Source organism: Kluyvera ascorbata ATCC 33433 (assembly GCF_000735365.1).
Taxonomy (GTDB): domain Bacteria; phylum Pseudomonadota; class Gammaproteobacteria; order Enterobacterales; family Enterobacteriaceae; genus Kluyvera; species Kluyvera ascorbata.
Window position 1 is genome coordinate 1 of sequence record NZ_JMPL01000038.1, and the last position, 22,725, is coordinate 22,725.

17 protein-coding genes and 2 pseudogenes are annotated in these 22,725 nt (G+C 49.2%); 10 read left to right on the forward strand and 9 right to left on the reverse strand.

Going from position 1 to position 22,725, the window contains the following annotated elements; translation table 11 throughout:
• Positions 1-1,630: pseudogene (mobF, locus tag GKAS_RS11185) on the forward strand (MobF family relaxase); the annotation flags it as partial.
• Between the two features lie 166 nt (positions 1,631-1,796).
• On the forward strand, positions 1,797-2,417 hold the full coding sequence (locus GKAS_RS25555; protein ID WP_413774325.1) for a conjugative transfer relaxase/helicase TraI domain-containing protein: 621 nt from the start codon (positions 1,797-1,799) through the stop codon (positions 2,415-2,417).
• On the opposite strand, the pseudogene GKAS_RS11190 reads toward GKAS_RS25555, so the two are convergent.
• Positions 2,374-3,246 (reverse strand): annotated as a pseudogene (locus tag GKAS_RS11190) (hypothetical protein); the annotation flags it as partial. The gene GKAS_RS25555 and the pseudogene GKAS_RS11190 overlap by 44 nt on opposite strands.
• Before the next feature lie 231 nt (positions 3,247-3,477).
• Between GKAS_RS11190 and GKAS_RS11195 the strand changes: the two are divergent.
• The gene (locus tag GKAS_RS11195; RefSeq protein ID WP_008502208.1) at positions 3,478-4,104 is read left to right on the forward strand and encodes a ParA family plasmid-partitioning AAA ATPase; all 627 of its coding nucleotides are present in this window, start codon (positions 3,478-3,480) and stop codon (positions 4,102-4,104) included.
• Positions 4,101-4,406, forward strand: coding sequence for a ribbon-helix-helix domain-containing protein (locus GKAS_RS11200; protein WP_035894350.1), 306 nt, complete (start codon positions 4,101-4,103; stop codon positions 4,404-4,406). Before GKAS_RS11195 ends, GKAS_RS11200 begins: the two co-directional genes overlap by 4 nt.
• Before the next feature lie 165 nt (positions 4,407-4,571).
• On the opposite strand, the gene GKAS_RS11205 is transcribed toward GKAS_RS11200, so the two are convergent.
• From GKAS_RS11205 to GKAS_RS11215, 3 genes are all read right to left on the reverse strand, one after another.
• Positions 4,572-5,354: a site-specific integrase gene (locus GKAS_RS11205; RefSeq protein WP_035894351.1), complete on the reverse strand. Its 783-nt coding sequence runs from the start codon at positions 5,352-5,354 to the stop codon at positions 4,572-4,574.
• Positions 5,355-5,420: 66 nt separating this feature from the next.
• Entirely contained in the window at positions 5,421-6,029 is a 609-nt protein-coding gene (locus GKAS_RS11210) for a hypothetical protein (protein WP_035894352.1), read from the reverse strand.
• A gap of 44 nt (positions 6,030-6,073) precedes the next feature.
• Complete coding sequence (locus GKAS_RS11215; RefSeq protein WP_035894354.1) at positions 6,074-6,430, reverse strand: hypothetical protein; 357 nt, start codon at positions 6,428-6,430, stop codon at positions 6,074-6,076.
• 637 nt (positions 6,431-7,067) lie between these two features.
• Here GKAS_RS11215 and GKAS_RS11220 point away from each other — a divergent pair.
• Positions 7,068-9,320 carry an AAA family ATPase gene (locus GKAS_RS11220; RefSeq protein ID WP_223195144.1) on the forward strand — a complete coding sequence of 751 codons (2,253 nt, stop codon included), beginning with the start codon at positions 7,068-7,070 and terminating at the stop codon, positions 9,318-9,320.
• Between the two features lie 631 nt (positions 9,321-9,951).
• Here GKAS_RS11220 and GKAS_RS11225 read toward each other — a convergent pair.
• Positions 9,952-10,926, reverse strand: a complete 975-nt coding sequence (locus GKAS_RS11225) for a GGDEF domain-containing protein (RefSeq protein WP_023327686.1) — start codon at positions 10,924-10,926, stop codon at positions 9,952-9,954.
• A 636-nt stretch (positions 10,927-11,562) separates the two neighbouring features.
• Between GKAS_RS11225 and GKAS_RS11230 the strand changes: the two genes are divergently transcribed.
• On the forward strand, positions 11,563-12,471 hold the full coding sequence (locus GKAS_RS11230; RefSeq protein WP_001372261.1) for an HNH endonuclease: 909 nt from the start codon (positions 11,563-11,565) through the stop codon (positions 12,469-12,471).
• Between the two features lie 388 nt (positions 12,472-12,859).
• Here the strand turns inward: GKAS_RS11230 and copM are convergent, their stop codons facing one another.
• The 4 genes from copM to silR form a co-directional block, all read right to left on the reverse strand.
• The gene (gene copM, locus GKAS_RS11235) at positions 12,860-13,210 is read right to left on the reverse strand and encodes a CopM family metallochaperone (RefSeq protein WP_000694953.1); all 351 of its coding nucleotides are present in this window, start codon (positions 13,208-13,210) and stop codon (positions 12,860-12,862) included.
• A 143-nt stretch (positions 13,211-13,353) separates the two neighbouring features.
• The gene (silE, locus tag GKAS_RS11240) at positions 13,354-13,785 is read right to left on the reverse strand and encodes a silver-binding protein SilE (RefSeq protein ID WP_000790483.1); all 432 of its coding nucleotides are present in this window, start codon (positions 13,783-13,785) and stop codon (positions 13,354-13,356) included.
• Between the two features lie 250 nt (positions 13,786-14,035).
• Positions 14,036-15,511: a copper/silver sensor histidine kinase SilS gene (gene silS / locus GKAS_RS11245; protein ID WP_032638115.1), complete on the reverse strand. Its 1,476-nt coding sequence runs from the start codon at positions 15,509-15,511 to the stop codon at positions 14,036-14,038.
• Complete coding sequence (silR, locus tag GKAS_RS11250; RefSeq protein WP_001572351.1) at positions 15,504-16,184, reverse strand: copper/silver response regulator transcription factor SilR; 681 nt, start codon at positions 16,182-16,184, stop codon at positions 15,504-15,506. Before silR ends, silS begins: the two co-directional genes overlap by 8 nt.
• 189 nt (positions 16,185-16,373) lie before the next feature.
• Here silR and silC point away from each other — a divergent pair, with 189 nt between their 5' ends.
• The 4 genes from silC to silA all read left to right on the forward strand — a co-directional run bounded on the left by silC (position 16,374) and on the right by silA (position 22,704).
• Positions 16,374-17,759, forward strand: coding sequence for a Cu(+)/Ag(+) efflux RND transporter outer membrane channel SilC (silC, locus tag GKAS_RS11255; RefSeq protein WP_000475512.1), 1,386 nt, complete (start codon positions 16,374-16,376; stop codon positions 17,757-17,759).
• A gap of 28 nt (positions 17,760-17,787) precedes the next feature.
• On the forward strand, positions 17,788-18,141 hold the full coding sequence (gene cusF, locus GKAS_RS11260; protein ID WP_001246153.1) for a cation efflux system protein CusF: 354 nt from the start codon (positions 17,788-17,790) through the stop codon (positions 18,139-18,141).
• 113 nt (positions 18,142-18,254) lie between these two features.
• Positions 18,255-19,547, forward strand: coding sequence for a Cu(+)/Ag(+) efflux RND transporter periplasmic adaptor subunit SilB (silB, locus tag GKAS_RS11265; RefSeq protein ID WP_035894355.1), 1,293 nt, complete (start codon positions 18,255-18,257; stop codon positions 19,545-19,547).
• A 10-nt stretch (positions 19,548-19,557) separates the two neighbouring features.
• Entirely contained in the window at positions 19,558-22,704 is a 3,147-nt protein-coding gene (gene silA / locus GKAS_RS11270) for a Cu(+)/Ag(+) efflux RND transporter permease subunit SilA (protein WP_000574021.1), read from the forward strand.
• Positions 22,705-22,725 lie beyond the last annotated feature (21 nt).

Genomic DNA, 22,725 nt, shown 5'->3' on the forward strand with positions numbered 1-22,725 from the left:
CCTCTGGATTGGTGAAGGAGCGAAAGCCCTTGGACTTGAAGGCGATGTTAGGGGTGATAATTTTACCGCCGTCCTGAAGGGCTATCTGAATAATGGCGAACGACTTGGCCGCGAAATTGACGGAAATCATGTCCACCGTGCCGGGCATGATCTGACGTTCTCAGCCCCAAAAAGCGTTTCCGTTTTGGCCCTGATTGGTAATGATAAGGGGATGCTTGAAGCCCATAACCAGGCTGTTCAGATCGCGGCTGGTTACGTAGAAAAACTCGTATCCGCACGGGATACCCATGATGGCATCACGTCCATCGTTCCCACCGGCAAAATGGTTGCTGCAGCCTTCACGCATGATACATCCCGCAATCTTGATCCTCAGCTGCACACCCATCTCATTGTGGCCAATATGACGGAATCCCAAGGGAAGTGGAAGGCGTTGGCCACAGATTACATCCATAACGCAGGCTTCATTGAAACCGTCATGAAGATGCAGGTTACGTTAGGGAAAATTTACCGTAACGCCCTCCGGGAGCGCGTGGAAGCTCTGGGCCATGAGGTTGAAGAGGTCGGCCCACATGGAATGTGGGAAATTAAGGGCGTCCCAGAAGAGGTCCGGGAGGAATTTTCTTCCCGAGGTAAGGAAATTGAGGGGGCTGTCGGCGCGGAAGCAACGCTGCGAAGCCGGGATGTGGCCGCAAAAGATACCCGGCAAGCTAAAGTCGATCCATCGCGCATGCGTCTGATGGAACGCTGGACACGCCAGATGGCAGAAAAGGGCTTCGACATTGCCGGGTATATGGACACTGCAGCCGAACGAGCCGAGACACTTAATTCGGCAGATAGGGAACCCCAAAGCACACTAATCATCGAAGGTGCCGAACGTCTGGGGTTAAAAGAAACTCTGGTTCTCCTCGGTGAAGCGCGTGAAAAGGATGCCCAGCTTATCTTCCTGGATAGCGCCGGTCGTCAGGCGAATGGTAATGCGATGTCGGTTCTTGAGTCTGCCGGCGTTAACCGTACCCGATACAACGTCCAGACAACAGGGCTTGAAACCACGGTAAATAGTATTGCAGATAAGCGGACGCGTTATGACGCTCTTGCCAGTCGATATGCCGAACTCAGTGGCGGTCAGGAAACCGTAACGGCAGTGGTGGTCGGACAGCGCGAGCAAAAACATCTGACCAGCTTGATCCGCGACGCATTGCAGAATTCCGGACAACTTGAACGTGACGGTGTCACGGTAGAGGCCCGGGTTCCAGTCTGGCTCGACAGTAAAACCCGGAGGATGACGGGGTCATTTAAACCTGGTCAGGTACTCGAGGACCGAAGCGACAAAAAAGAAACCCGTCACTTTGTGATTGACCGGGTACACGAAGACACCCGAGTACTTTCACTCATCGATCAGGATGGTGTACTGGTCCGGCAGAAGCTGAATGAACTGACTTCTGACTGGAGGCTATTTAACCGGGAGGAAATCAATATCAGTGCCGGGGAAAAACTGATTGCTGTTGCGACCGACAAATCTGCAGGGTTTAAAGCAAAGGACCGTCTGACGGTTTCAGCTGTATCTGATTCGGGACTGACCGTTGAGCATAAGGGGAAATTTATCGACATAAAGGCTGGCCAACCCCTCTACAGGTTATGGGGCTCAGGGTACCAGCCGTGATTACGTTATATCACTGGAAGGTACTCAGGAAGGACGGCGAGGTCTGGCGACATTACGTGCATTTTACATTACGGCATCCCGAGCAAAGGAACATGTTCAAATCTATAGCGACGGTGTGGGGAAATGGCTTGATGCCGTGAAGTCTCCTGATCGTGAAATTAAAACGGCACATGATGCCCTTAAACCTGAAACTCAGCGGCAGCAAGCAAAGGTTATCTGGGCTATGGGACAACCGGCAGGACGTACAGCAATCGGACGGACATGGATTAAGCATCAGGGACTCCCCGCCGATACGCTCAACGTGAAAATTATCCCGGCGACTCGCCGGCATCCTGAACCAGCTGCTGCTATTCGATTGTTTGATCAGAACGGGAAGAATGCAGGGCTGGCGCTAGTTTCTCTAATTGCATCGAGCAATGGGCGACTAACGCAGGGCGAAACCCGGATGGTTGCTACGGAAGGTGTGCAGGGGGCCATCCTGCAACGAAGCAGCAGCGGCGAAACACACGTGGCCAGATCACTGGAGGATGCACTCGATGCTGTTCGACGACATCCCAAAGATGGGGTTGTCTGGCAAACGGGGGAGGTTCGTCCGTCAGCCTCTTTGTTGAAACTTACCCGTGGGACCGTCATTCCGAACGAAGAAAAAGTGGCTGCTGGTATTGCTGGCATCGAGACGGAAATCAGGATTCCTGATCTCACCGTCAAAGCAGATATGGGGCCCGACTGCCAGTGTTGTAGGTGCTTTCTCCATTGATACTGACTCGGGCTTCAGGCCTATGGATAAAAGTATTACTACGAACGCTAAAGGTTACTTCTTCCCGATTGGCATCGGTCGCAATACCAATGATATACACGCATGCCTCCTTATCACTGCTATCAGTCTGCAGTGAAATTTCCAGCTGAGTCAGCATGTCGTTAATCCGTTCGAGGGACAGCCAGGGCGCGCAACTGAACAGCATATTAAGCTGTCTTCCATTGCCCATTGTATGTTCATCCAGAACTTCTTTTATTCTATTGACCGAACCGACTAACCCCGGACTTTTATATTCAGGTACTAGTTCAAGTTGGTTCAGGCCAGCTGCCTGAATGAGAGTCAGCAATTTTCGGCCCAGAGCCGGAATGGGTTTAAGAGTTTTGCGTCGACGCTTACGGGGCACTACCGGCCCTTCCACAGCGTTGATTTTGTTGTCTTTCTTCTTGTCAGGTAACCAATCATTCCCGCCAACCGGATTTAATGGGCTGGTTTTTCCTTCAGTGATAGTGTTATCAGCATCCTTACTTTTCTTTAGCCTGAACAAAGGGCACTGTTCATCATGCTGTCTTGTCGTCTTGACGTGGCGTAACCTGGCAACGTTAACCTCGCAGTTAAAAGGACCTTCAATGTTCGGGTCATGTTCGACGCAATCACATTTTAACCACAGCTTACGGCGGTCCATTTCTTCAAGCACAGAATTTGCTATACGTAAATCAGCCTGAGCGGGTTTTCGACTGTTGCTGAAAACATGCAGCAATGCCTCTCTCTCTGCCAGATTCAGTTTCCTTTCAAGCCTTCCCCTTGGATTTTTTTTCCACACAAGGTCCATTGATTTACTCCTTCACTCAAAAGTGTGATTATGATATCAAGATAATATCTTGATATCATAACATCTTATTAAGATAGCAAAGCGTTTAAACTTAATAATATCTTCTTGAATTACATTACCTTATTAACATAACAAGTTAACATGATAGCAAGATGCAAGCGGCGGATATATTGAAAATTATTTTTTAATATCCTATTATCTTAATAAGATAACAAACAAGGTGTGCGGAATATGATCATTGTTCTTGGTAGTCAAAAAGGTGGAGTAGGTAAAAGTACGCTCGCAGTTTCTATCGCTGCATATCTTATGGCGCTAGGAAAGCGAGTTCTCATTGTAGATGCCGACGATCAAAAATCAGTACTGACCTGGTATAACAATCGACCAGAGAACTTGCCTCATATGCCTGTGACTGGAGCGTCCGGCAACATCAAAGCCATGCTAAAAGAGCATGAAAAATCTTATGACTTTGTAATCGCCGATTGTGCTGGCCGTGACAGTGCAGAGATGCGAAGCGGATTAATGGCTGCAGATGTGTTTATTTCTCCTTTACGACCGTCCCAAATGGATTTGGATGTCGTACCACATACATGCTCTGTTTTTACTGCAGCTAAAGATTTCAACGAGTCTGTACGTGGGTATTTAGTGTTGAATATGACACCAACTAACATGTTCGTTAATGAAGCTAATCAGGCAGCGGATGTTCTCAAAGACTTTCCGGAAATGAATCTGTCTAATGCTCGCGTGTGTGACAGAAAAGCTCACAGGGATGCCTGGGCCGAATCAATGACTATTTTTGAAACACAGAACATCAAAGCCCAAGAAGAAATTGAAGCTCTGGTTAAGGAGATCATTCTATGAGGAATAGAGCACATACACCGCCAAGAGACGAAGCTTCGTTTATAAACGGAGGCACAGCTGGCCTCACTGCAAAAAATCCAGATGAACCAAGTAACAAATCTGCGACTAGTAAAGCAAAACCAGTCAGTATCTCTCTTGCTGAAGAGAATCTTAACTCAATCGATAATGTCATTAAGGAAGAGATATTATCAGGGAACAGGAGAGTAAATAGATCCGATGTAGTTAGAGCTGCAGTGATGGCATTAGAAAATTTATCACGAGAAGAAATCTCTCAACTGATTGAAAAATCGAGATTAAAGTAATATTAACTTATTAACTTATTAACTTGTTAATTTGTGAAGTTGGTAGTTAAAGGTGGCATGGTTACTAAGTTAATCAGATAATAAGATAGCAAGATAGCAAGATAGCAAGATGGCAAGATAGTAAGATAGTAAGATAGTAACTTACCATCTTGTTACCTTGCTATCTTAGCCACCTGTTTTTTTAAGCAACGCCACCGCCTCATCGCCCGGCATCTGGAACTGCACCCGGTGCCGTGCTGCCACATCCAGCGCAAACACCTTCGTATACACCTCCGTCGAGCTGATGCTCTTATGTCCCATTAAACTCTGCAGCACCTTCAGCGGTATGCCTGCGTACAGCATGTGCATCGCGTAGGAATGGCGGAATGTGTGCGGGGTCACCGGCACGGAGAACGTCACCCCATCGGCCGCAGCCGTTTCAACCGCTTCGCTGAGCCAGGTGCGGACCGTCCGATCGGTAATCTCCCAGATACGTGCCTTCTCGGTTCTGCCGCTTCGCTTGTTACGACGTTCAAGAGGTATTTTCAGAGTGGCCACCATCATCTCCAGCTGGCTGACATAGCTCGCATCAGAAAGCGGAACCAGGCGATGCGTCTGACTGCCTGCAGGCGAACGGCCGGCAGTTCGGGCCGCTTTTTCCGCCCGCTGCTTGAGTGTGGCCAATTGCACGAACGGGTAGGGCGGCGCCAGCGAAAAATCCCCTCGAGTAAGCGCCAGTGCCTCGTTAATGCGGGCGCCCGTATTCCAGAGGGTGGCCAGCAGCATCTTACGGTGCAGATCGGGCACATAGTGGAGCAGGGCGCTCACTTCCGGCGCCAGCAGGTATTTAGGTAGTTCGTCCTGAACGAGCGCCATCTGCCGTAAGGCCAGTGCCGCGGGATAGTCGATGGTCACTGGCAGGGCGGCCATTGAGCCCTGAGAAGTAGCTGAAGGTATGAGGCCAGTCATGATCGGTATCTCAGTATCATTAGTTGTTCAGGTAAGTCTGATGGTTTTTCGCGCCGTTTCTGGCTGTCAGAAGCTGTCCAGAATTTGATTCCATTCGGCCTTACAGTCCAGCAAGTACCGGAGGCCGTTGTCGACCCCGTCAAGTAAATCGGAAGCCTCTCCCATTTTTTCCCCAAAGCGGCGGGTGTTGACGTAATGAATTCCTTCAAGGCTCCGGGTGCCGTCATTTCTCCTGGCATATCGGAAATCTGTCGCTCGTTCGTCAGCCTGATGAAGAGCTTTAACCACCTCTTTGACGATTTTTAAATCGGAAGTTCGGTAGCTACCATCAACCTCCAGGATCAGCTTTTGTGCCAGCGGCCATAAGGTATTCAGGTTATGGTTATCTTTTTTGTACTGGTATTTATCTGGCTCTTCTGCCAGTGCCAGAGCCAATCCGATAATCTGTTTGATAAGGAGTTCGATGTGATGCCTGTAGAGAAACAACACCGGATAAACCAGAAAATCCTGGTCCCGCCCGGATTCATCAATGTGTTTAATCAGAATGTCAGCAGCCCGCCTGTAACCTTCCGTGTAAGCTGTGCCGTGATCACGCATGTAATTCAAACATGCGTTGTTGTGCCAGTCGCTGTCGCTTGCCAGTAACCCCGGTTCTGACGTTTTTTTCTTTTTCATAGCTTTTTCTTTTCCGATGATCTGCTGTGAAATCCCGCCCTTAGTTACCGTTGTTCAGTTGCAGCAGCTTTGGCGATCTCATCCACCGCTTCTCTGACCGAAAAGGACAGTCTATCCTTTGGTGAAAACTGGACCCAGTAGCACAGATATGAGCCATAGTTCTGGTTGGTATGACGGGGGTCATAATCTACGCAGAAGGCGTAAATCTCCCGGTTACCTAGCTCCCATTTTGTAAGCTCACAATAGCGGGTATAGAGCTCTCTGAGATCTTCAAATAAATCCCCTTCGCGGATCGGGCCAGATTCCTTCACGACCCCGCACTGATCCATAAAATGACTGACGGCGGCTTTTTTTGATTTGAATTCCTTCTGACCAATCTTCACCGGTATTGAACGTCCCATCCTGATCTCCTTTCTGGTTTGCTGGCAAATAGTCACTCAGAGTAATTATGATGGGCGGCAGATCTGTCTGCGCACAACCCTGCGTCTGTCACCCGGATTATTTTACCCTGTTGTTATCATTTGCATGATGATAATAAGCAGCCATATAGCCATGTCGTTAAATTACCGGATGGCCGTTTCGGCGTGATCCGATTTTTTGCGTATTTAACAGTTTCCGGAAGTGTACCACGCACACGAAATAAGCAAAGCGGCAATATCTGCCCCTGCGCGACGGGTCACGGGGAAGGGGATAAACACTATATATAGAAGAAAACGCAGCTGACCGCGTGGCACATCTTGTGTTTCTGCGCCGCTGCGCCCCGGAGGCTGGGAAGAAGATCCGGAACTCAGGGTTTTCGGATCTTCAAGACGAAGGAAAGATACTGCTGCATATTAAGCAATAATGTAATGAGATTATTGTTATTAAGGTATTAATAACCAAAGCGCACAAAAACATTATTTTTGTTGCCAGTTCTGCATTAATACACCAAAACAAATTCCGCGATCTATCCCGTCCTGTCATGTCAGGTTTAGCGCGCAGGAGTGGTTAAGATAAATCTGATCGGGATGACATAACCCGAATGCAAAGTGGGCTACGATGGAAAGACTGGGCAAACTCAGGGACAACAAGGAGAAAAAAATGGCTCAACTCAGGATCCGGGGCGTCAGAAGCTACGCGCCTGACAGGGATATCTGCTTTGATCTCAGCAGTAAGGTGACACTCATCTATGGCCAGAACGGCTCAGGAAAATCCACGGTATCAGGCTATTTCTATGACCGGCAGGCGGATAAATACCGGCACTGCACCTTTGAGAGCCCGCACGTCAGCCACTTTCAGGTCTTTAATCAGGAATACATTGACAGTAAGTTCACCCGTTCTGACTATCAGCCCGGGATCTTCACCCTCAGCGAGGCCAATCAGGAAAGCCAGGACAAAATAAACAGTAATAATAAAGAAAGCGCAAAACTGAGTGCCCGGACAGATAAGCTGAATGAGGAGATCGCCGAGAAGGAAGGTATGAAGGAAACGGTCACTGACAGCTGTGCCAAAGATATTTTCAACCGGACAGTCAATGACAGGAAAATCCTCAGCGATTTCCTGGATGGCGCTAAAATTAAACGATCGTTTTACGAACGTATGGTGGCAACACCGCTGTCGGAGGTTAGCACCACGGCTGAGGCGCTGGCGGATAAATGGCGGATGTTAAGTCAGAGCGAAGGAACGCTTGTCGCCGAAATTCATATTCCCCCGACAACTGTTTTAACGGAAGACACCCTGACACTGATGCAGGAACCCGTGATGCCTGCAAGCAGTACGCAATTCTCTGCTCTCATTCAGAAGATCGGTAATGCTGACTGGGTGCGCCAGGGACAGCAGTATATACACGACGATATCTGCCCATTCTGCCAGCAGTCCCTGGATGTCACGGCCTTTTCGCGCGAACTCATTCAGATGTTTGATGAGTCATACCAGACGTCTCTCGGGGCGCTGAGCCAGGCCGCAGAACGACTTGCTCAGGACTGTGATGCCCTGGCCGAATTAGAACGCCGTGTTACGACCCATGCTTTCGTTGATGAGGACAGTCAGATTTTAAGCCTGGTGAAAACGGTCAATAAAGGCTTCCGGATCCTGTTACAGCAGCTCCTTACTAAAATTAAAGAGCCTTCCCGGCAGGTACAACCCGAGAACGTTCAGGATCCCCTGGTGCAGCTCCGGAAGGAAGTGGACGTTTTAAATATCCGGGTACGGGAAAACAACCGTCTTGCTGAAAACTTCAGTCAGGAAAAACAGAACCTGTATACGGAAGTTATGGCGCACCTCAGGGGAATTTGTGAGGAGTTCTTTGCCGGGCGTGACCGGCAGCTTGGCGAACTGCAGAACGAAATCGACACCAGATTGCGTGAAGTCGGCGCCCTGGCTGCCAGTAAGAAAACACTGGATGATGAGACGAACAGGCTGACCGGACAGCTCTCCGACATCCAGCCAACCATTAACAGTATCAATGCGAATCTCAGGCTGCTGGGGATCACCGGCTTTGAAATCATCTGCCATGATGCAGAGATGAAACTGTACCGTCTTCGCCGGGGAAGCGAGCCAGAAAAGGCGGAAGTCTTCAAATCCCTCAGTGAGGGTGAGAAAACAATGGTTGCTTTTCTCTATTTCATCGAATCGTGTTCGGGCAGTCTTACCCCGGAAACCATCCATCCGGAAAATAAACTCATTGTGATTGATGACCCGATTTCCAGCCTGTCACATAACTATATCTATGAAGTTGCAGCACTCATTAAGCGGAAGATAATTAAGGCCGCTGCAGCGAGACATGTGGTGATACTGACGCATAATATGTTTTTCTTCCAGGAGATGCTGCTGAACAGCGGCCGCCTGCAGGATGGCAGGAAAGCGCCAGCAAACTGGTCGCTGTTTCGCATCATCAAGTCGGATTACAGTTCCTGCGAAACGCTTTCCATGCACGAAATGCTCAATGAATATCAGGCGTTATGGCAGACACTGAAAGACGTCAGGGATGCGAAAACCCAGCCCGTGGTGCTGTTCAATACGATGAGGAATATTCTGGAGTATTATTTCAGCTTTTCCTGCAAGAATGAAAAGCTTAAAGAAGCCCTGGAGTCTCTGGCAACGGAACACAGCGATGCCGGAGAATATGATTCATTTTACCGGGCCATCAACCGCCACTCGCATTCGGACGGTAGAAATCTTTTCTCAACCGGCGTCATCGATAAGGAACGCTATCTGAACATGTTCAGGAAAGTGTTTATTCACACTGATGACCATGAACACTATCTTGCCATGATGGGTGAATCCGAAGAACGGCCGGAAACAGAGGCGTAAACAAAGAGTATCGTCACCTGCGGGTACCGTTCACTTAACGCGTCGGGAGCGAGCGCATGTGATTACGCACATGCTCTACGCGCCCGAAACGAAAACGTGTATACCGTACAACGGGTACAATTTTCGGTTTCATGGCGGGTTTCCTTTTACAGTCCGGCTACTGCCGGAAGTCCCTGTAACCATTTACAGGCGGTAAAAAGCGCAGAGGGGAACACCCGAGGTGACGACAGCTGATTATAAGCCCCGTTCCGGTTTGACGTAAATCATTTCCACATTTGAAAAAGGGAAAATCAGGGCTCCCATTCTGTCCGGGAGCTAACTGCGATGTGCATCCAGCTTTGAATAACCAAACCTAATGAAAGTCACTGCTCATGCTGTTAACGGCCGTCCCGCATTCAAGTTCCCTCCAGGCAGCCGAGCGTGATATTTCCGACTTTGCCTATTTTTCAGATCTCGGGAGAGGAAGAGAGGAATTATTGCAGCATGGACACAAAAAACGAGTAATTGTTGCGATGAGAGGATTATTGCTCCATGAGCAAATATAAATGACTTTATGCGCCATGAGGTTAAATATATTGTTCCTGCCGTCCGGCTGAACCCCGGGGCAGGGGATCAGCCGGGAAGGAAAGCGTCACGGTTCTGCTTTCCGGGAGAGGGTCTTTCGTTTTTTCTTCAGGTACATCACTTCGTCACATTTGCCGATCATTTCCGCCAGCGTCGCGTACTGGTCTGCGTTATTGATCAGTTCGCCAAAGGAATAATTGATGTTGTAGGGCTTACCCGAGGTGTCATTGTAATGATCCAAACTGGCACTCAGCGCTTGCAGAAAAGAACTCGTGTTCCCGTTTCGCCGGATCAGGGCGGCAAACTCATCCCCGCCGAGGCGGCCTGCTATTTCGCCCGGTTCGAGGTGCTGATGTAAAAAGCCGGCAAAAACCTTCAGCACCTCGTCTCCCTCTGCGTGTCCCCAGAGATCGTTCACCGGTTTGAACCTGTCCAGATCGAAATAGATGAGGCTGAACGACGCATCCTGCCGGTTCATCGCGCGGAAGAGTTTTTCGCCGGCGCGGTAAAACCCGCGCCGGTTGGGAATGCCCGTCAGGCTGTCCGTCATGGCCATGCTGATGGCCTCGAATTCGTCTTCCACGATACAGGCCAGATCCCGGAGGGACGCAATGTCATCATCCGTGAAGGCGCGGGGAACGGTGTGGATCAGGCACAGCGTGCCGGCCACCGTGCCGTCGGGCAGGTTCACCGGCTGGCCGGCGTAGAACCGGATGTGGGGCTCACCGGTGACCAGGGGATTGTCACGGAACCGCTCATCAGCAGCTGCGTCGTGAACAATGAAGGGCCCCTCCTGCAGAATGGCATGCCCGCAGAACGAGATGTTACGCGGGGTTTCGCGCACGCCGACGCCCTGGCAGGCGAGGAGCCACTGGCGCTCGCGATCCAGCAGGCTTATCAGGGCCACCGGGACCTGAAAGGCTTTGCGGGCCAGCCGCGTCAGGCGTTCAAAACGCTCATCGTCACGGGTATCAAGAAGGCCGGTAATATACAGGGACTTCAGCCTCTGTTCTTCATTCTCCGGTATACCGGGTGCCTGCATGTAATCTCCTGGTATGTACAAACTATATATGCAGATGAAAAGGTGTTTGGATCTGACTGAGTGTAATTATAGTTCACGACTTATCTGCCAGCGGCTGAACTTCAGGTACAGGAATTCACGTTTATCACTCGTACTAGACTCTCCGGAGGACCAGGGGAATGACCGGGTCTGTTACGGTGAGGGAATCTGTAAACCTCAGGATTTTTGCCGGGAAAGTACGTACAACTGCTATCTTGATTAGTAAATGTTAAAATTTGTAGGTATCCACCCGTTAAACAAAATGATTAATATTTAAAAATACTCGTTGAACACCCGTGCCGTAATAATGAAGTACATTAAAAACGTTATCCGGCCATGTGAAGCTGAGACCGTCTCTTCGTCATGTAAAATGCCGTACTTTCTTTGTCGTGAAGAATGACCGGGTTCAGTCCATAAGGTTGAGAGGAAGTCTGCTGATGTGATACGCTCAAGGCGAGATTTATCTCAGTGAGAACTCACGGCAACAAAAAGTTTTTGGACAACAAAACACAAAGTTGTTTTGGACTGTAGGAGTCCAAGAGACAATGACATTACATACAACGCCGTGTAACGGATTTTACATTATTACAAAGCCTGTGTTACAAGAGAGTTATGGACATGATTGAAAAAATATGTGAAGTAATTGATGGTGAATACGTCTGTGATATAGATATTAGCGTTGAAGAATGGAAGATTTTATTAAGGGATAAAAAAGTTTTTGATGACAAAAGTATTGCAGCGTTAAAAAAATGGTTCATTGAGCCAGACCATTCCTGTACATGTTTCGATATCGGCAAGAAGTACGACCTGCACAGTATGAGTGCTAATGGTGTAATCAATGGGTTGGGTGGAAGAGTTCAGAAGCAGCTTGGCCGATTCGAGGTTAAAGGAGTCGGAAAGATTGCTTCCGGGACAAAATTCATTACAGTCATGAAAAGTAGAGAAATTAAAGGAAACCCAAAGCGAAATTTATGGACTATCCGTGAAGAACTTGTTCAGGCAATAAAAGAACTAGATTTTTTTAGTACGAACGAAAGCTCAAGCATTGATTTTTACTCAGATAATGATTTGATCACTGCTCTAGAAGAAAGTAATCACTTTGACGTTACTCAGACATTTGAGTATAGCGAAAAAGCGAAACCTAAGAAAGCTGCAATAGAAGTCAAAAATGGACTCTCATACCCAAGAAGTAAATCTGTTTCAAAAAATGCGCTTAACAAAGCTGATTATAAATGTGAAATTAATTGCGACCATCCAACGTTCAGAAGGCGAAACTCTCCTCTAAATTACACAGAACCTCATCACATTGTCCCGATGTCAAAGCAAGACTATTTTGAGAATTCACTGGATGTGGAAGAGAATATCATATCACTATGTTGCAACTGCCATAAACAAATTCATCTTGGCAAGGGGTTTGAAGATATGTTGAGGAAAATATATGCCGAGCGGAAAGATGTATTAAAAAAAGCGGGAATCGAGATATTATTAGAGGATTTGATTCTTTTTTACAAGATGGAAGGTAATTAATCTTCGAGAAGATGCATGCTTATTTTTATTTTTTTTAGCAATGAATGTGAAATACTGCCTGACTATCAATCCTGTCATGTGGTTCAGATTTATGGGGGAGGATTTTAATATTTTACCAGCATGGCATGTCGATCAATCGGTTAAGTATAGCGCCAGGTAACCAGACGGATTTTCCCTCTCAGGCGGGAGTCGTTATCCATCGTCCAGTACCTGATTAAAAGTAGGAGTAATTACAAGAAAATTAAATTGTATGACTATTATTTCCGTTCAGAAAAGAAAGTTACATTAAAAACCCGAAATTATTATGGTTATTAATTAGTTAAGTGCTATATATTTTCGTGTCCGGGGGTACCCTAATAGGGTGCGCAAGACAACACTCCAGTGTTCATTATTTATGACTGTCAAGCCATTTATTCATCTGCTCAATTTCACCTTTTTGAGCTTTAATGATGTCCTGCGCAAGCTTTCTCATTTCGGGATCTTTTCCGTATTTGAGCTCGGTCTCAGCCATTGCGATTGCCCCTTCATGGTGTGCGATCATACCTTTTGCAAAGGCCTTATCGGGATTGGATTCATTAACGGCGGCCATCATTTTTTCATGCATATTTTTCATGCCAGCCATATATTCCTGTGATGATGCCGATGAGTGCATATCTGACATTTTCATTTCCGAATGTTCAGCAGAAATGGCTGGCAGGGATAACATTAATATTACAAAAAGGGTGTTTTTGATTTTCATATAATAATTCCTTTCAGACAGGTACCGGTTAAGTGTAGCTGAGTCAGACAAAAAAGCCCCCTGACGGGGGGCAAAAATGTAGCAACGTTGTTTCAGGAAAATCTATCAGGGAAAAGGTAACAGCACGGATACTACCGTCGCATTCAGCCTGCATTGATCATGCGGCGGTGCGCTTCGGCCATGGCCTGATGTGGGCCGGATTGCCCGTTATTCATGAATTCATGGGCAACCGCTGCTCTTTCATGCTCATTCATCGCCGCGTAAGACGTTGACGGGACGGTCGTGGATACCGTGTTATTTCCCATCATCTTCTGATGACTTTCCACCATTTTCTGGTGCGCATCCGCCGAGCCGTTCGTCATGGTTTCATGAGCAATAATGGCCTGTTCATGCTGGTCCATACCGGTCATACGAGGAGCAGTCCCCTGGATCCCGACAGGAGCCGCAGCAGACTGCATCTGGTGAGCAGGAGCCTGTGCATTGTTGACGCGATCATGGATATTCACGGTTTCAGTGGCCCAGGCCGATGAAATTAAACCAAAGCCCAGCAAAGATGCTAATACGATATTTTTCATGATAACTCTCCATTTCTGAATTAGTGATGTCCGGGGAAGTACAACCGGTGTTTTCAGTTCCATAACTGAAACAAGTTCGGCAGCGTTTATTTCTCCGGAAGAGGGCTGGATATTCATTTCCTGGCGTACTCTGACGCCGGGTATTGATGAAGCAATCCAGCCTTCCTGATAAGTTGCACTAATTATATCGAATGGCTTCTGTTTGCTGCATGACAGGCTAATGACATCTTTGTCATTTACATCTTTATTTTCAGCATTGGGTTTCCGGGATCATTTTCTCCAGTCTGGGCACGGATAAGATAAAACGCGTGGAGCGTACGTCTGATTCCACCTGCACTCTTCCGTGATGTGCTTCCACGATTGACTTCACAATCGCAAGGCCGATGCCGCTGCCTTCTCCTTTTCGTTGTCTGGATGGATCCACCCGATAAAAACGGTCAAACAGCCTTGATAAATGTTCTTCAGGGATCGGTTTCCCCGGATTTTCAATCACAAGGTCAAAAAAGCTCTCCTGCTCTCTTATTGAGACGGTGATTGCCTGTCCCTCCGGGGTATAACGCAGGGCATTGGATAACAGATTATTGATCGCCCTTCTGAACATTTGTGGATCTCCCTCAACCAGGCAGGGCATCCCGTCAAATTTGAGCGTGATATTGCGTTCTTCGGCCCAGGCTTCGAAAAACTCGAAGACTTTCATGACTTCCGCTCTGAGGTCAAACATGACCCTGTCAGGTATCAGCTGATTATTGTCTGCCTGCGCCAGGAACAGCATGTCGCTGACCATTTTGGTCATCCGGTTATACTCTTCCAGGCTGGAGTAGAGGACATCCTCAAGTTCCTTCTGGGTTCGATCCTGACTCAGCGCGATTTCAGTCTGTGTCACCAGATTGGTGATGGGCGTTCTGATCTCGTGCGCGATATCGGCAGAGAAATTGGCCTGGCGGGTAAAGACATCCTCAATCTTTCCAATCATATGATTGAACGAGATAACCAGTTGCTCCAGCTCAATGGGAACCCGTGTCGGTTCCAGCCGCGCATCAAGATTCTCGGAGGTGATGCTTTTAATGGCATTGCTGACATTACGAAGGGGCAGATGCCCCTGACGGACAGCGATGCGAATGATCAGAACAATCAGCAGGCTTATCACAACAGCGATTGCAATCAGATTTTTTTTCAGCGCATCAAGGTAATGGAGATGGAAATTAATGGAGAGGCCAGTCAGCATGACATAGTTCTGCTGTTTGCCCTGAAATATCGCCTGGCCAGAGGAGGCGATAATCCGGTATGTTTCCATCTTCATTCCGGACCCGGTATCCATCGGTCCCGCAGGATCCTCCACCGTCCAGAGAAAGACATCCCGTGCGCGGCTGTGCTCGCTAAAATCTGCTGAATTCACTGCCGGGCGTAGTGCCGCCCCCTGAGCTGAGCTCAAGAGCACTTCACCCCTGGGATTGAGGAGCAAAAGGGCAACGTTGCGGTAGCTGGCAATTGATTCCTTTATTTTGCTTACTTTTTTTTCATCCGGATCTGCCGGGGACTGGAGTATACGGCTCAGTGTGGTGCTGATTTGTTGCAGATCGCTGACATCCTGCTCGGCAAAATGCTTTTCAACAGAATGCAGCATAAACCAGGTGAAGGCGATAAACGCCAGTATTGTGGACAGGCTGATAAAAAAGGTCAGCCGCAGAGCGAGTGAGAAAGGTCGTCTGGACGGTTTGCTATGCATCCGGGATCTCCAGCATGTAGCCCACGCCCCGCACTGTCTGGATCAGTTTTGTCCCGTAATCGTTGTCTATTTTAGCGCGGAGTCGCTTTACTGCGACATCAATCGCGTTAGTGTCGCTGTCAAAATTCATGTCCCAGACCTGAGAGGCAATCAGGGAGCGGGGAAGAACTTCTCCCTGATGGCGAATGAAGAATTCCAGCAAGCTGAACTCTTTACTGGTGAGCACAATGCGGTTCCCGGCGCGGCTGACTTTTCTGGATACGAGATCAACCGAGAGGTCAGCCACTTTAAGCTGGCTTTCCGTGATCATCGTGTTTCCCCGCCTGAGGAGGGTTCTTACCCGGGCGAGCAGTTCAGCAAACGCAAAGGGCTTCACCAGATAATCGTCCGCACCCAGCTCAAGTCCTTTGACCCTGTGTTCAATCGTGCCAAGGGCCGTCAGCAGTAATACCGGCATCCCCTTTCCGGCACTGCGCAGCATACGGATGATATCCCAGCCGTTTACATCAGGCAGCATGATATCCAGGATGACTAAATCATACTCGGCTGTCATGGCAAGATGATATCCGGTCAGACCATTATCAGCGTGATCCACGACGAACCCCGCCTCTGTCAGCCCCTTGCTGAGATATTCACCTGTTTTAATTTCGTCTTCAACGATTAATATTTTCATCATGCTCCCCGGCTGGCTGCTAATGTCATTTTATTGCGCCCACGATCGTTATCAACGGATTACAGCAAAAATGACAACATTGTCATTATCCTGTCACCCGGCAAACAGAGAGCGTTCGGTAAAGTATCCCTATCAATACTCTGGACTTCGTTTGAACCATTTACCAGGTCTGCCTGTACGAGAAGCGTTATGTTCAAATTAAAATTACTCAGCATCAGTACCATATTCATCCTGGCTGGTTGTGTTTCTCTGGCACCTGAATATCAGCGTCCGCCAGCTCCGGTTCCCCAGCAGTTTTCATTGTCTAAAAACAGTCTGACGCCTGCGGTAAACAGCTATCAGGATACGGGCTGGCGAAACTTTTTTGTCGATCCCCAGGTCAGCAGGCTGATCGGTGAAGCCCTGAATAATAACCGTGATTTGAGAATGGCTGCCCTGAAGGTTGAAGAGGCCCGGGCCCAGTTCAACGTCACGGATGCAGATCGTTATCCCCAACTGAATGCCTCATCCGGGATCACATACAACGGTGGTCTGAAAGGTGACAAGCCGACCACACAGGAGTACGACGCGGGTCTGGAGCTCAGCTATGAGCTCGATTTTTTTGGCAAACTTAAGAACATGAGTGAGGCTGATCGCCAGAACTACTTTGCCAGCGAAGAAGCCCGTCGTGCCGTACACATCCTGCTGGTCTCCAACGTTTCACAGAGCTATTTCAGCCAGCAACTGGCGTACGAACAACTCCGTATTGCGCGGGAAACGCTGAAAAATTATGAACAGTCCTATGCTTTCGTTGAGCAACAGCTCGTGACCGGGAGTACGAACGTTCTGGCACTTGAACAGGCGAGAGGACAAATCGAAAGTACCCGCGCCGAAATAGCCAAACGAGAAGGCGATCTGGCTCAGGCAAACAATGCCCTGCAACTGGTGCTGGGAACGTACCGCGCACTTCCGTCAGAAAAAGGGATGAAAGGCGGGGAGATCGCACCAGTAAAATTGCCACCAAATCTGTCGTCACAAATTTTGCTGCAGCGACCGGATATTATGGAAGCGGAATATCAGCTGAAAGCGGCTGATGCCAATATTGGCGCAGCGCGAGCGGCCTTTTTCCCCTCCATTACCCTGACCAGTGGTCTTTCCGCAAGCAGTACGGAGCTGTCAAGCCTGTTTACGTCAGGAAGTGGAATGTGGAATTTTATCCCTAAAATTGAAATTCCTATTTTTAATGCTGGCAGGAATAAAGCCAATCTGAAGCTGGCTGAAATTCGCCAGCAACAATCGGTGGTTAATTACGAACAAAAAATTCAGTCAGCCTTTAAGGATGTTTCCGACACGCTTGCGCTGCGCGACAGCCTTAGCCAGCAACTTGAGTCACAGCAGCGTTATCTTGATTCACTTCAGATAACTCTCCAGCGTGCCAGAGGATTATATGCAAGTGGTGCTGTCAGTTACATCGAAGTGCTGGATGCAGAACGTTCCCTCTTCGCTACGCAGCAAACCATTCTCGATCTTACCTATTCCCGACAGGTTAACGAAATTAATCTGTTTACCGCGCTGGGTGGCGGTTGGGTAGAGTAAATTTATTTAATTAATCAGGAAATTAAAAATGCGTAATTCACTTAAAGCCGTTTTATTTGGTGCCTTCTCTGTCATGTTTTCTGCCGGTCTTCATGCTGAAACACATCAGCATGGCGATATGAATGCTGCCAGTGATGCTTCGGTACAGCAGGTTATCAAGGGCACCGGTGTCGTTAAAGACATTGATATGAATAGTAAAAAGATTACCATTTCGCACGAAGCAATCCCTGCTGTGGGCTGGCCTGCAATGACCATGCGCTTCACTTTTGTTAATGCAGACGACGCTATCAATGCCCTGAAAACCGGCAACCATGTCGATTTCTCGTTTATTCAGCAGGGCAATATCTCCTTACTCAAAAGCATTAACGTTACGCAATCCTGATTATCAGTCCGGAGCGAATACATCCAGTGCGCCTGAACATTCATTAAGGGATTACTGTGAATGAATGATCGGGCGCATATGCCAGGTGTTTTGATTTTTCAGCGAGAAATTGTATGGCTTCTTTAAAGATAAAATATGCTGCAATAATTATCAGCAGCCTCATAGCAGGGGGGCTGATATCGGTTACTGCCTGGCAGTATGTAAACTCATCACAAAAAACAGTACAAACCGAACAAAAGGCACCGGAGCGAAAGGTACTTTTCTGGTATGACCCGATGAAACCGGATACCAAATTTGATAAACCCGGAAAATCTCCCTTTATGGATATGGACCTGGTGCCGAAATATGCTGATGAAAGTGGCGATAAAAGCAGTGGCGGGATCCGTATCGATCCAACCCAGGTTCAGAATCTGGGATTAAAAACGCAAAAAGTTACGCGAGGAATGCTGAATTATTCCCAGACAATCCCGGCTAATGTCAGTTACAACGAGTATCAGTTTGTCATTGTGCAGGCGCGTTCTGACGGTTTCGTCGAAAAAGTGTATCCCCTGACGATTGGCGATCATGTGAAGAAAGGCACTCCGCTTATCGATATCACCATTCCTGAATGGGTTGAGGCACAAAGTGAGTTCCTGCTGTTATCCGGTACAGGCGGTACGTCAACCCAGATAAAAGGGGTTCTGGAGCGACTTCGTCTGGCTGGTATGCCGGAAGAGGATATTCAAAGGCTGCGTTCAACCCGCACAATCCAGACCCGTTTTACCATTAAAGCACCTATTGATGGTGTCATTACTGCGTTTGACCTGCGCACCGGAATGAATATTTCGAAAGATAAAGTAGTGGCTCAGATTCAGGGGATGGACCCGGTCTGGATCAGCGCTGCAGTGCCAGAATCTATCGCCTATCTGCTGAAAGATACGTCGCAGTTTGAAATTTCGGTACCGGCTTATCCGGATAAAACATTCCATGTCGAAAAATGGAACATTCTTCCCAGCGTGGATCAGACAACCCGTACGCTTCAGGTCCGTCTCCAGGTTTCTAATAAGGATGAGTTTCTCAAGCCGGGCATGAATGCCTATCTGAAACTGAATACCAAGAGCCAGGAGATGCTGCTGATACCAAGCCAGGCCGTTATCGATACCGGCAAAGAACAGCGCGTGATTACTGTTGATGATGAAGGCAAGTTTGTGCCGAAACAGATCCACGTTCTGCATGAATCACAGCAACAGTCCGGCATTGGCTCCGGCCTGAATGAAGGCGATACCGTGGTGGTCAGTGGCCTGTTCCTCATTGACTCCGAAGCCAATATTACGGGCGCGCTGGAACGTATGCGCCACCCTGAAAAAACAGAAAACAGTATTCCAGCAATGTCTGAGCAGCCTGTAAATATGCATTCAGGGCACTGAGGAGACGACGATGATTGAATGGATTATCCGGCGCTCTGTCGCCAACCGTTTCCTGGTCATGATGGGCGCACTGTTTCTCAGCATCTGGGGCACATGGACGATAATTAACACGCCGGTCGATGCGCTGCCTGACCTGTCAGATGTGCAGGTCATTATTAAAACCAGCTATCCCGGACAGGCCCCGCAGATTGTAGAAAACCAGGTCACCTATCCGCTTACCACCACCATGCTGTCCGTACCTGGCGCAAAAACCGTGCGTGGCTTTTCACAGTTCGGTGATTCGTATGTGTATGTCATTTTTGAAGACGGCACCGATCTGTACTGGGCCCGTTCGCGCGTGCTGGAATACCTGAATCAGGTTCAGGGCAAACTGCCTGCGGGTGTGAGCTCTGAAATCGGCCCGGACGCCACGGGAGTGGGCTGGATATTTGAATATGCCCTTGTCGATCGCAACGGAAAACACGACCTTTCAGAACTGCGCTCTCTGCAGGACTGGTTCCTGAAATTTGAGCTGAAAACCATCCCGAACGTGGCTGAGGTCGCTTCGGTTGGCGGCGTGGTGAAACAGTACCAGATTCAGGTCAATCCGGTAAAACTGTCCCAGTACGGTATCAGCCTGCCCGAAGTGAAACAGGCACTTGAATCGTCTAACCAGGAGGCCGGTGGCTCATCCGTTGAAATGGCCGAAGCGGAGTATATGGTCCGTGCCAGCGGTTATCTTCAGAGCATTGATGATTTTAATAACATCGTCCTGAAAACAGGTGAGAACGGCGTGCCGGTTTATCTGCGGGATGTTGCCCGCGTGCAGACCGGGCCCGAAATGAGGCGTGGTATTGCCGAGCTGAACGGCCAGGGAGAAGTCGCTGGCGGCGTGGTGATCCTGCGGTCGGGTAAAAATGCGCGCGACGTTATCACGGCAGTGAGGGATAAACTGGAGACGCTGAAGGCCAGCCTGCCGGAAGGCGTTGAAATCGTGACCACCTACGATCGCAGCCAGTTAATCGACCGGGCGATTGATAACCTCAGTTCCAAACTTCTGGAAGAGTTTATCGTGGTGGCCATCGTCTGTGCTCTGTTCCTGTGGCACGTACGTTCTGCCCTGGTGGCGATTATCTCTCTGCCGCTTGGCCTGTGTATCGCCTTTATCGTCATGCACTTCCAGGGACTGAACGCCAATATCATGTCGCTGGGAGGGATAGCGATTGCCGTCGGTGCGATGGTGGATGCCGCCATTGTGATGATTGAAAATGCGCACAAACGGCTTGAGGAGTGGGATCATCAGCATCCGGGTGAGCAGATTGACAACGCCACCCGCTGGAAGGTGATTACCGACGCCTCCGTGGAAGTGGGACCCGCGTTGTTCATTAGCCTGCTGATCATCACCCTGTCCTTTATTCCTATCTTTACCCTGGAAGGGCAGGAAGGTCGTCTGTTTGGCCCGCTGGCATTCACGAAAACGTACTCCATGGCGGGAGCGGCCGCACTGGCCATCATCGTCATTCCTATTCTGATGGGATTCTGGATCCGGGGGAAAATTCCTGCCGAGACAAGTAACCCCCTGAACCGGGTGCTGATCAAAGCGTATCATCCTTTGCTGCTGCGGGTCCTCCACTGGCCAAAAACAACCCTGCTGGTTGCGGCCTTGTCCATTTTCACGGTTATCTGGCCACTGAGTCAGGTGGGCGGTGAATTTCTGCCGAAGATTAACGAGGGCGATCTGCTGTATATGCCGTCGACCTTGCCTGGCGTCTCTCCGGCAGAAGCTGCAGCGCTCCTGCAGACAACAGACAAGTTAATCAAAAGCGTTCCTGAAGTGGCTTCTGTATTTGGCAAGACCGGTAAAGCAGAGACCGCAACGGATTCCGCGCCGCTCGAAATGGTGGAAACCACGATCCAGCTCAAACCTGAGGATCAGTGGCGTCCCGGCATGACAATTGACAAGATTATTGATGAACTCGACAGGACAGTCCGTTTACCGGGTCTGGCAAACCTCTGGGTGCCGCCTATCCGTAACCGTATTGATATGCTCTCAACCGGGATCAAAAGCCCGATAGGTATCAAAGTGTCCGGGACTGTTCTGTCCGATATCGACGCGACGGCGCAGAGTATCGAGGCGGTAGCCAAAACCGTGCCTGGCGTGGTGTCTGTCCTGGCTGAGCGACTTGAGGGCGGGCGCTACATCGATATCGATATCAACCGGGAGAAAGCCTCCCGCTACGGGATGACGGTAGGTGATGTCCAGCTGTTCGTCTCTTCAGCAATCGGAGGTGCTATGGTGGGTGAGACGGTTGAAGGGGTGGCCCGGTACCCTATTAACATTCGCTACCCGCAGGATTACCGGAACAGTCCGCAGGCGCTGAAACAGATGCCGATCCTGACCCCGATGAAGCAGCAGATCACGCTGGGCGATGTCGCGGATATTAACGTCGTTTCTGGACCAACCATGCTGAAAACCGAAAATGCCCGGCCAGCCAGCTGGATTTATGTTGATGCCCGCGGCAGGGACATGGTGTCGGTGGTTAACGACATTAAGACGGCCATCAGCGAGAAAGTGAAACTGAGACCGGGAACCAGTGTGGCATTCTCCGGACAGTTTGAACTGCTTGAGCATGCCAACAAGAAACTGAAGCTGATGGTGCCGATGACGGTGATGATCATTTTCATCCTGTTGTATCTGGCATTCCGCCGGGTTGACGAAGCCCTGCTGATCCTGATGAGCCTGCCGTTCGCCCTGGTTGGCGGAATATGGTTCCTGTACTGGCAGGGCTTCCATATGTCAGTGGCGACCGGAACCGGGTTTATCGCCCTGGCCGGGGTGGCAGCAGAGTTTGGCGTGGTCATGCTGATGTATCTGCGTCATGCCATTGAAGCGCACCCGGAATTGTCCCGTAAAGAGACGTTCACACCGGAAGGTCTTGATGAAGCCCTCTATCATGGTGCCGTACTGCGTGTCCGGCCGAAAGCCATGACCGTGGCGGTGATCATTGCGGGTCTGCTGCCAATACTCTGGGGAACCGGCGCAGGTTCAGAAGTCATGAGCCGTATTGCGGCACCCATGATTGGTGGGATGATCACGGCTCCGCTGCTGTCCCTGTTCATTATTCCTGCCGCCTACAAATTAATCTGGCTGCGCAGACATAAAAAAAGCGTGTCCTGAACCTGAAAGGGCACCCCCTGT

Bases quoted from the DNA above. Each gene is read 5' to 3' on its own strand.
- GKAS_RS11195 (WP_008502208.1), top strand. From the start codon at position 3,478: ATGATCATTGTTCTTGGTAGTCAAAAAGGTGGAGTAGGTAAAAGTACG.
- GKAS_RS11200 (WP_035894350.1), top strand. From the start codon at position 4,101: ATGAGGAATAGAGCACATACACCGCCAAGAGACGAAGCTTCGTTTATA.
- GKAS_RS11205 (WP_035894351.1), bottom strand. From the start codon at position 5,354: ATGACTGGCCTCATACCTTCAGCTACTTCTCAGGGCTCAATGGCCGCC.
- GKAS_RS11210 (WP_035894352.1), bottom strand. From the start codon at position 6,029: ATGAAAAAGAAAAAAACGTCAGAACCGGGGTTACTGGCAAGCGACAGC.
- GKAS_RS11215 (WP_035894354.1), bottom strand. From the start codon at position 6,430: ATGGGACGTTCAATACCGGTGAAGATTGGTCAGAAGGAATTCAAATCA.
- GKAS_RS11220 (WP_223195144.1), top strand. From the start codon at position 7,068: ATGGAAAGACTGGGCAAACTCAGGGACAACAAGGAGAAAAAAATGGCT.
- GKAS_RS11225 (WP_023327686.1), bottom strand. From the start codon at position 10,926: ATGCAGGCACCCGGTATACCGGAGAATGAAGAACAGAGGCTGAAGTCC.
- GKAS_RS11230 (WP_001372261.1), top strand. From the start codon at position 11,563: ATGATTGAAAAAATATGTGAAGTAATTGATGGTGAATACGTCTGTGAT.
- copM (WP_000694953.1), bottom strand. From the start codon at position 13,210: ATGAAAATCAAAAACACCCTTTTTGTAATATTAATGTTATCCCTGCCA.
- silE (WP_000790483.1), bottom strand. From the start codon at position 13,785: ATGAAAAATATCGTATTAGCATCTTTGCTGGGCTTTGGTTTAATTTCA.
- silS (WP_032638115.1), bottom strand. From the start codon at position 15,511: ATGCATAGCAAACCGTCCAGACGACCTTTCTCACTCGCTCTGCGGCTG.
- silR (WP_001572351.1), bottom strand. From the start codon at position 16,184: ATGAAAATATTAATCGTTGAAGACGAAATTAAAACAGGTGAATATCTC.
- silC (WP_000475512.1), top strand. From the start codon at position 16,374: ATGTTCAAATTAAAATTACTCAGCATCAGTACCATATTCATCCTGGCT.
- cusF (WP_001246153.1), top strand. From the start codon at position 17,788: ATGCGTAATTCACTTAAAGCCGTTTTATTTGGTGCCTTCTCTGTCATG.
- silB (WP_035894355.1), top strand. From the start codon at position 18,255: ATGGCTTCTTTAAAGATAAAATATGCTGCAATAATTATCAGCAGCCTC.
- silA (WP_000574021.1), top strand. From the start codon at position 19,558: ATGATTGAATGGATTATCCGGCGCTCTGTCGCCAACCGTTTCCTGGTC.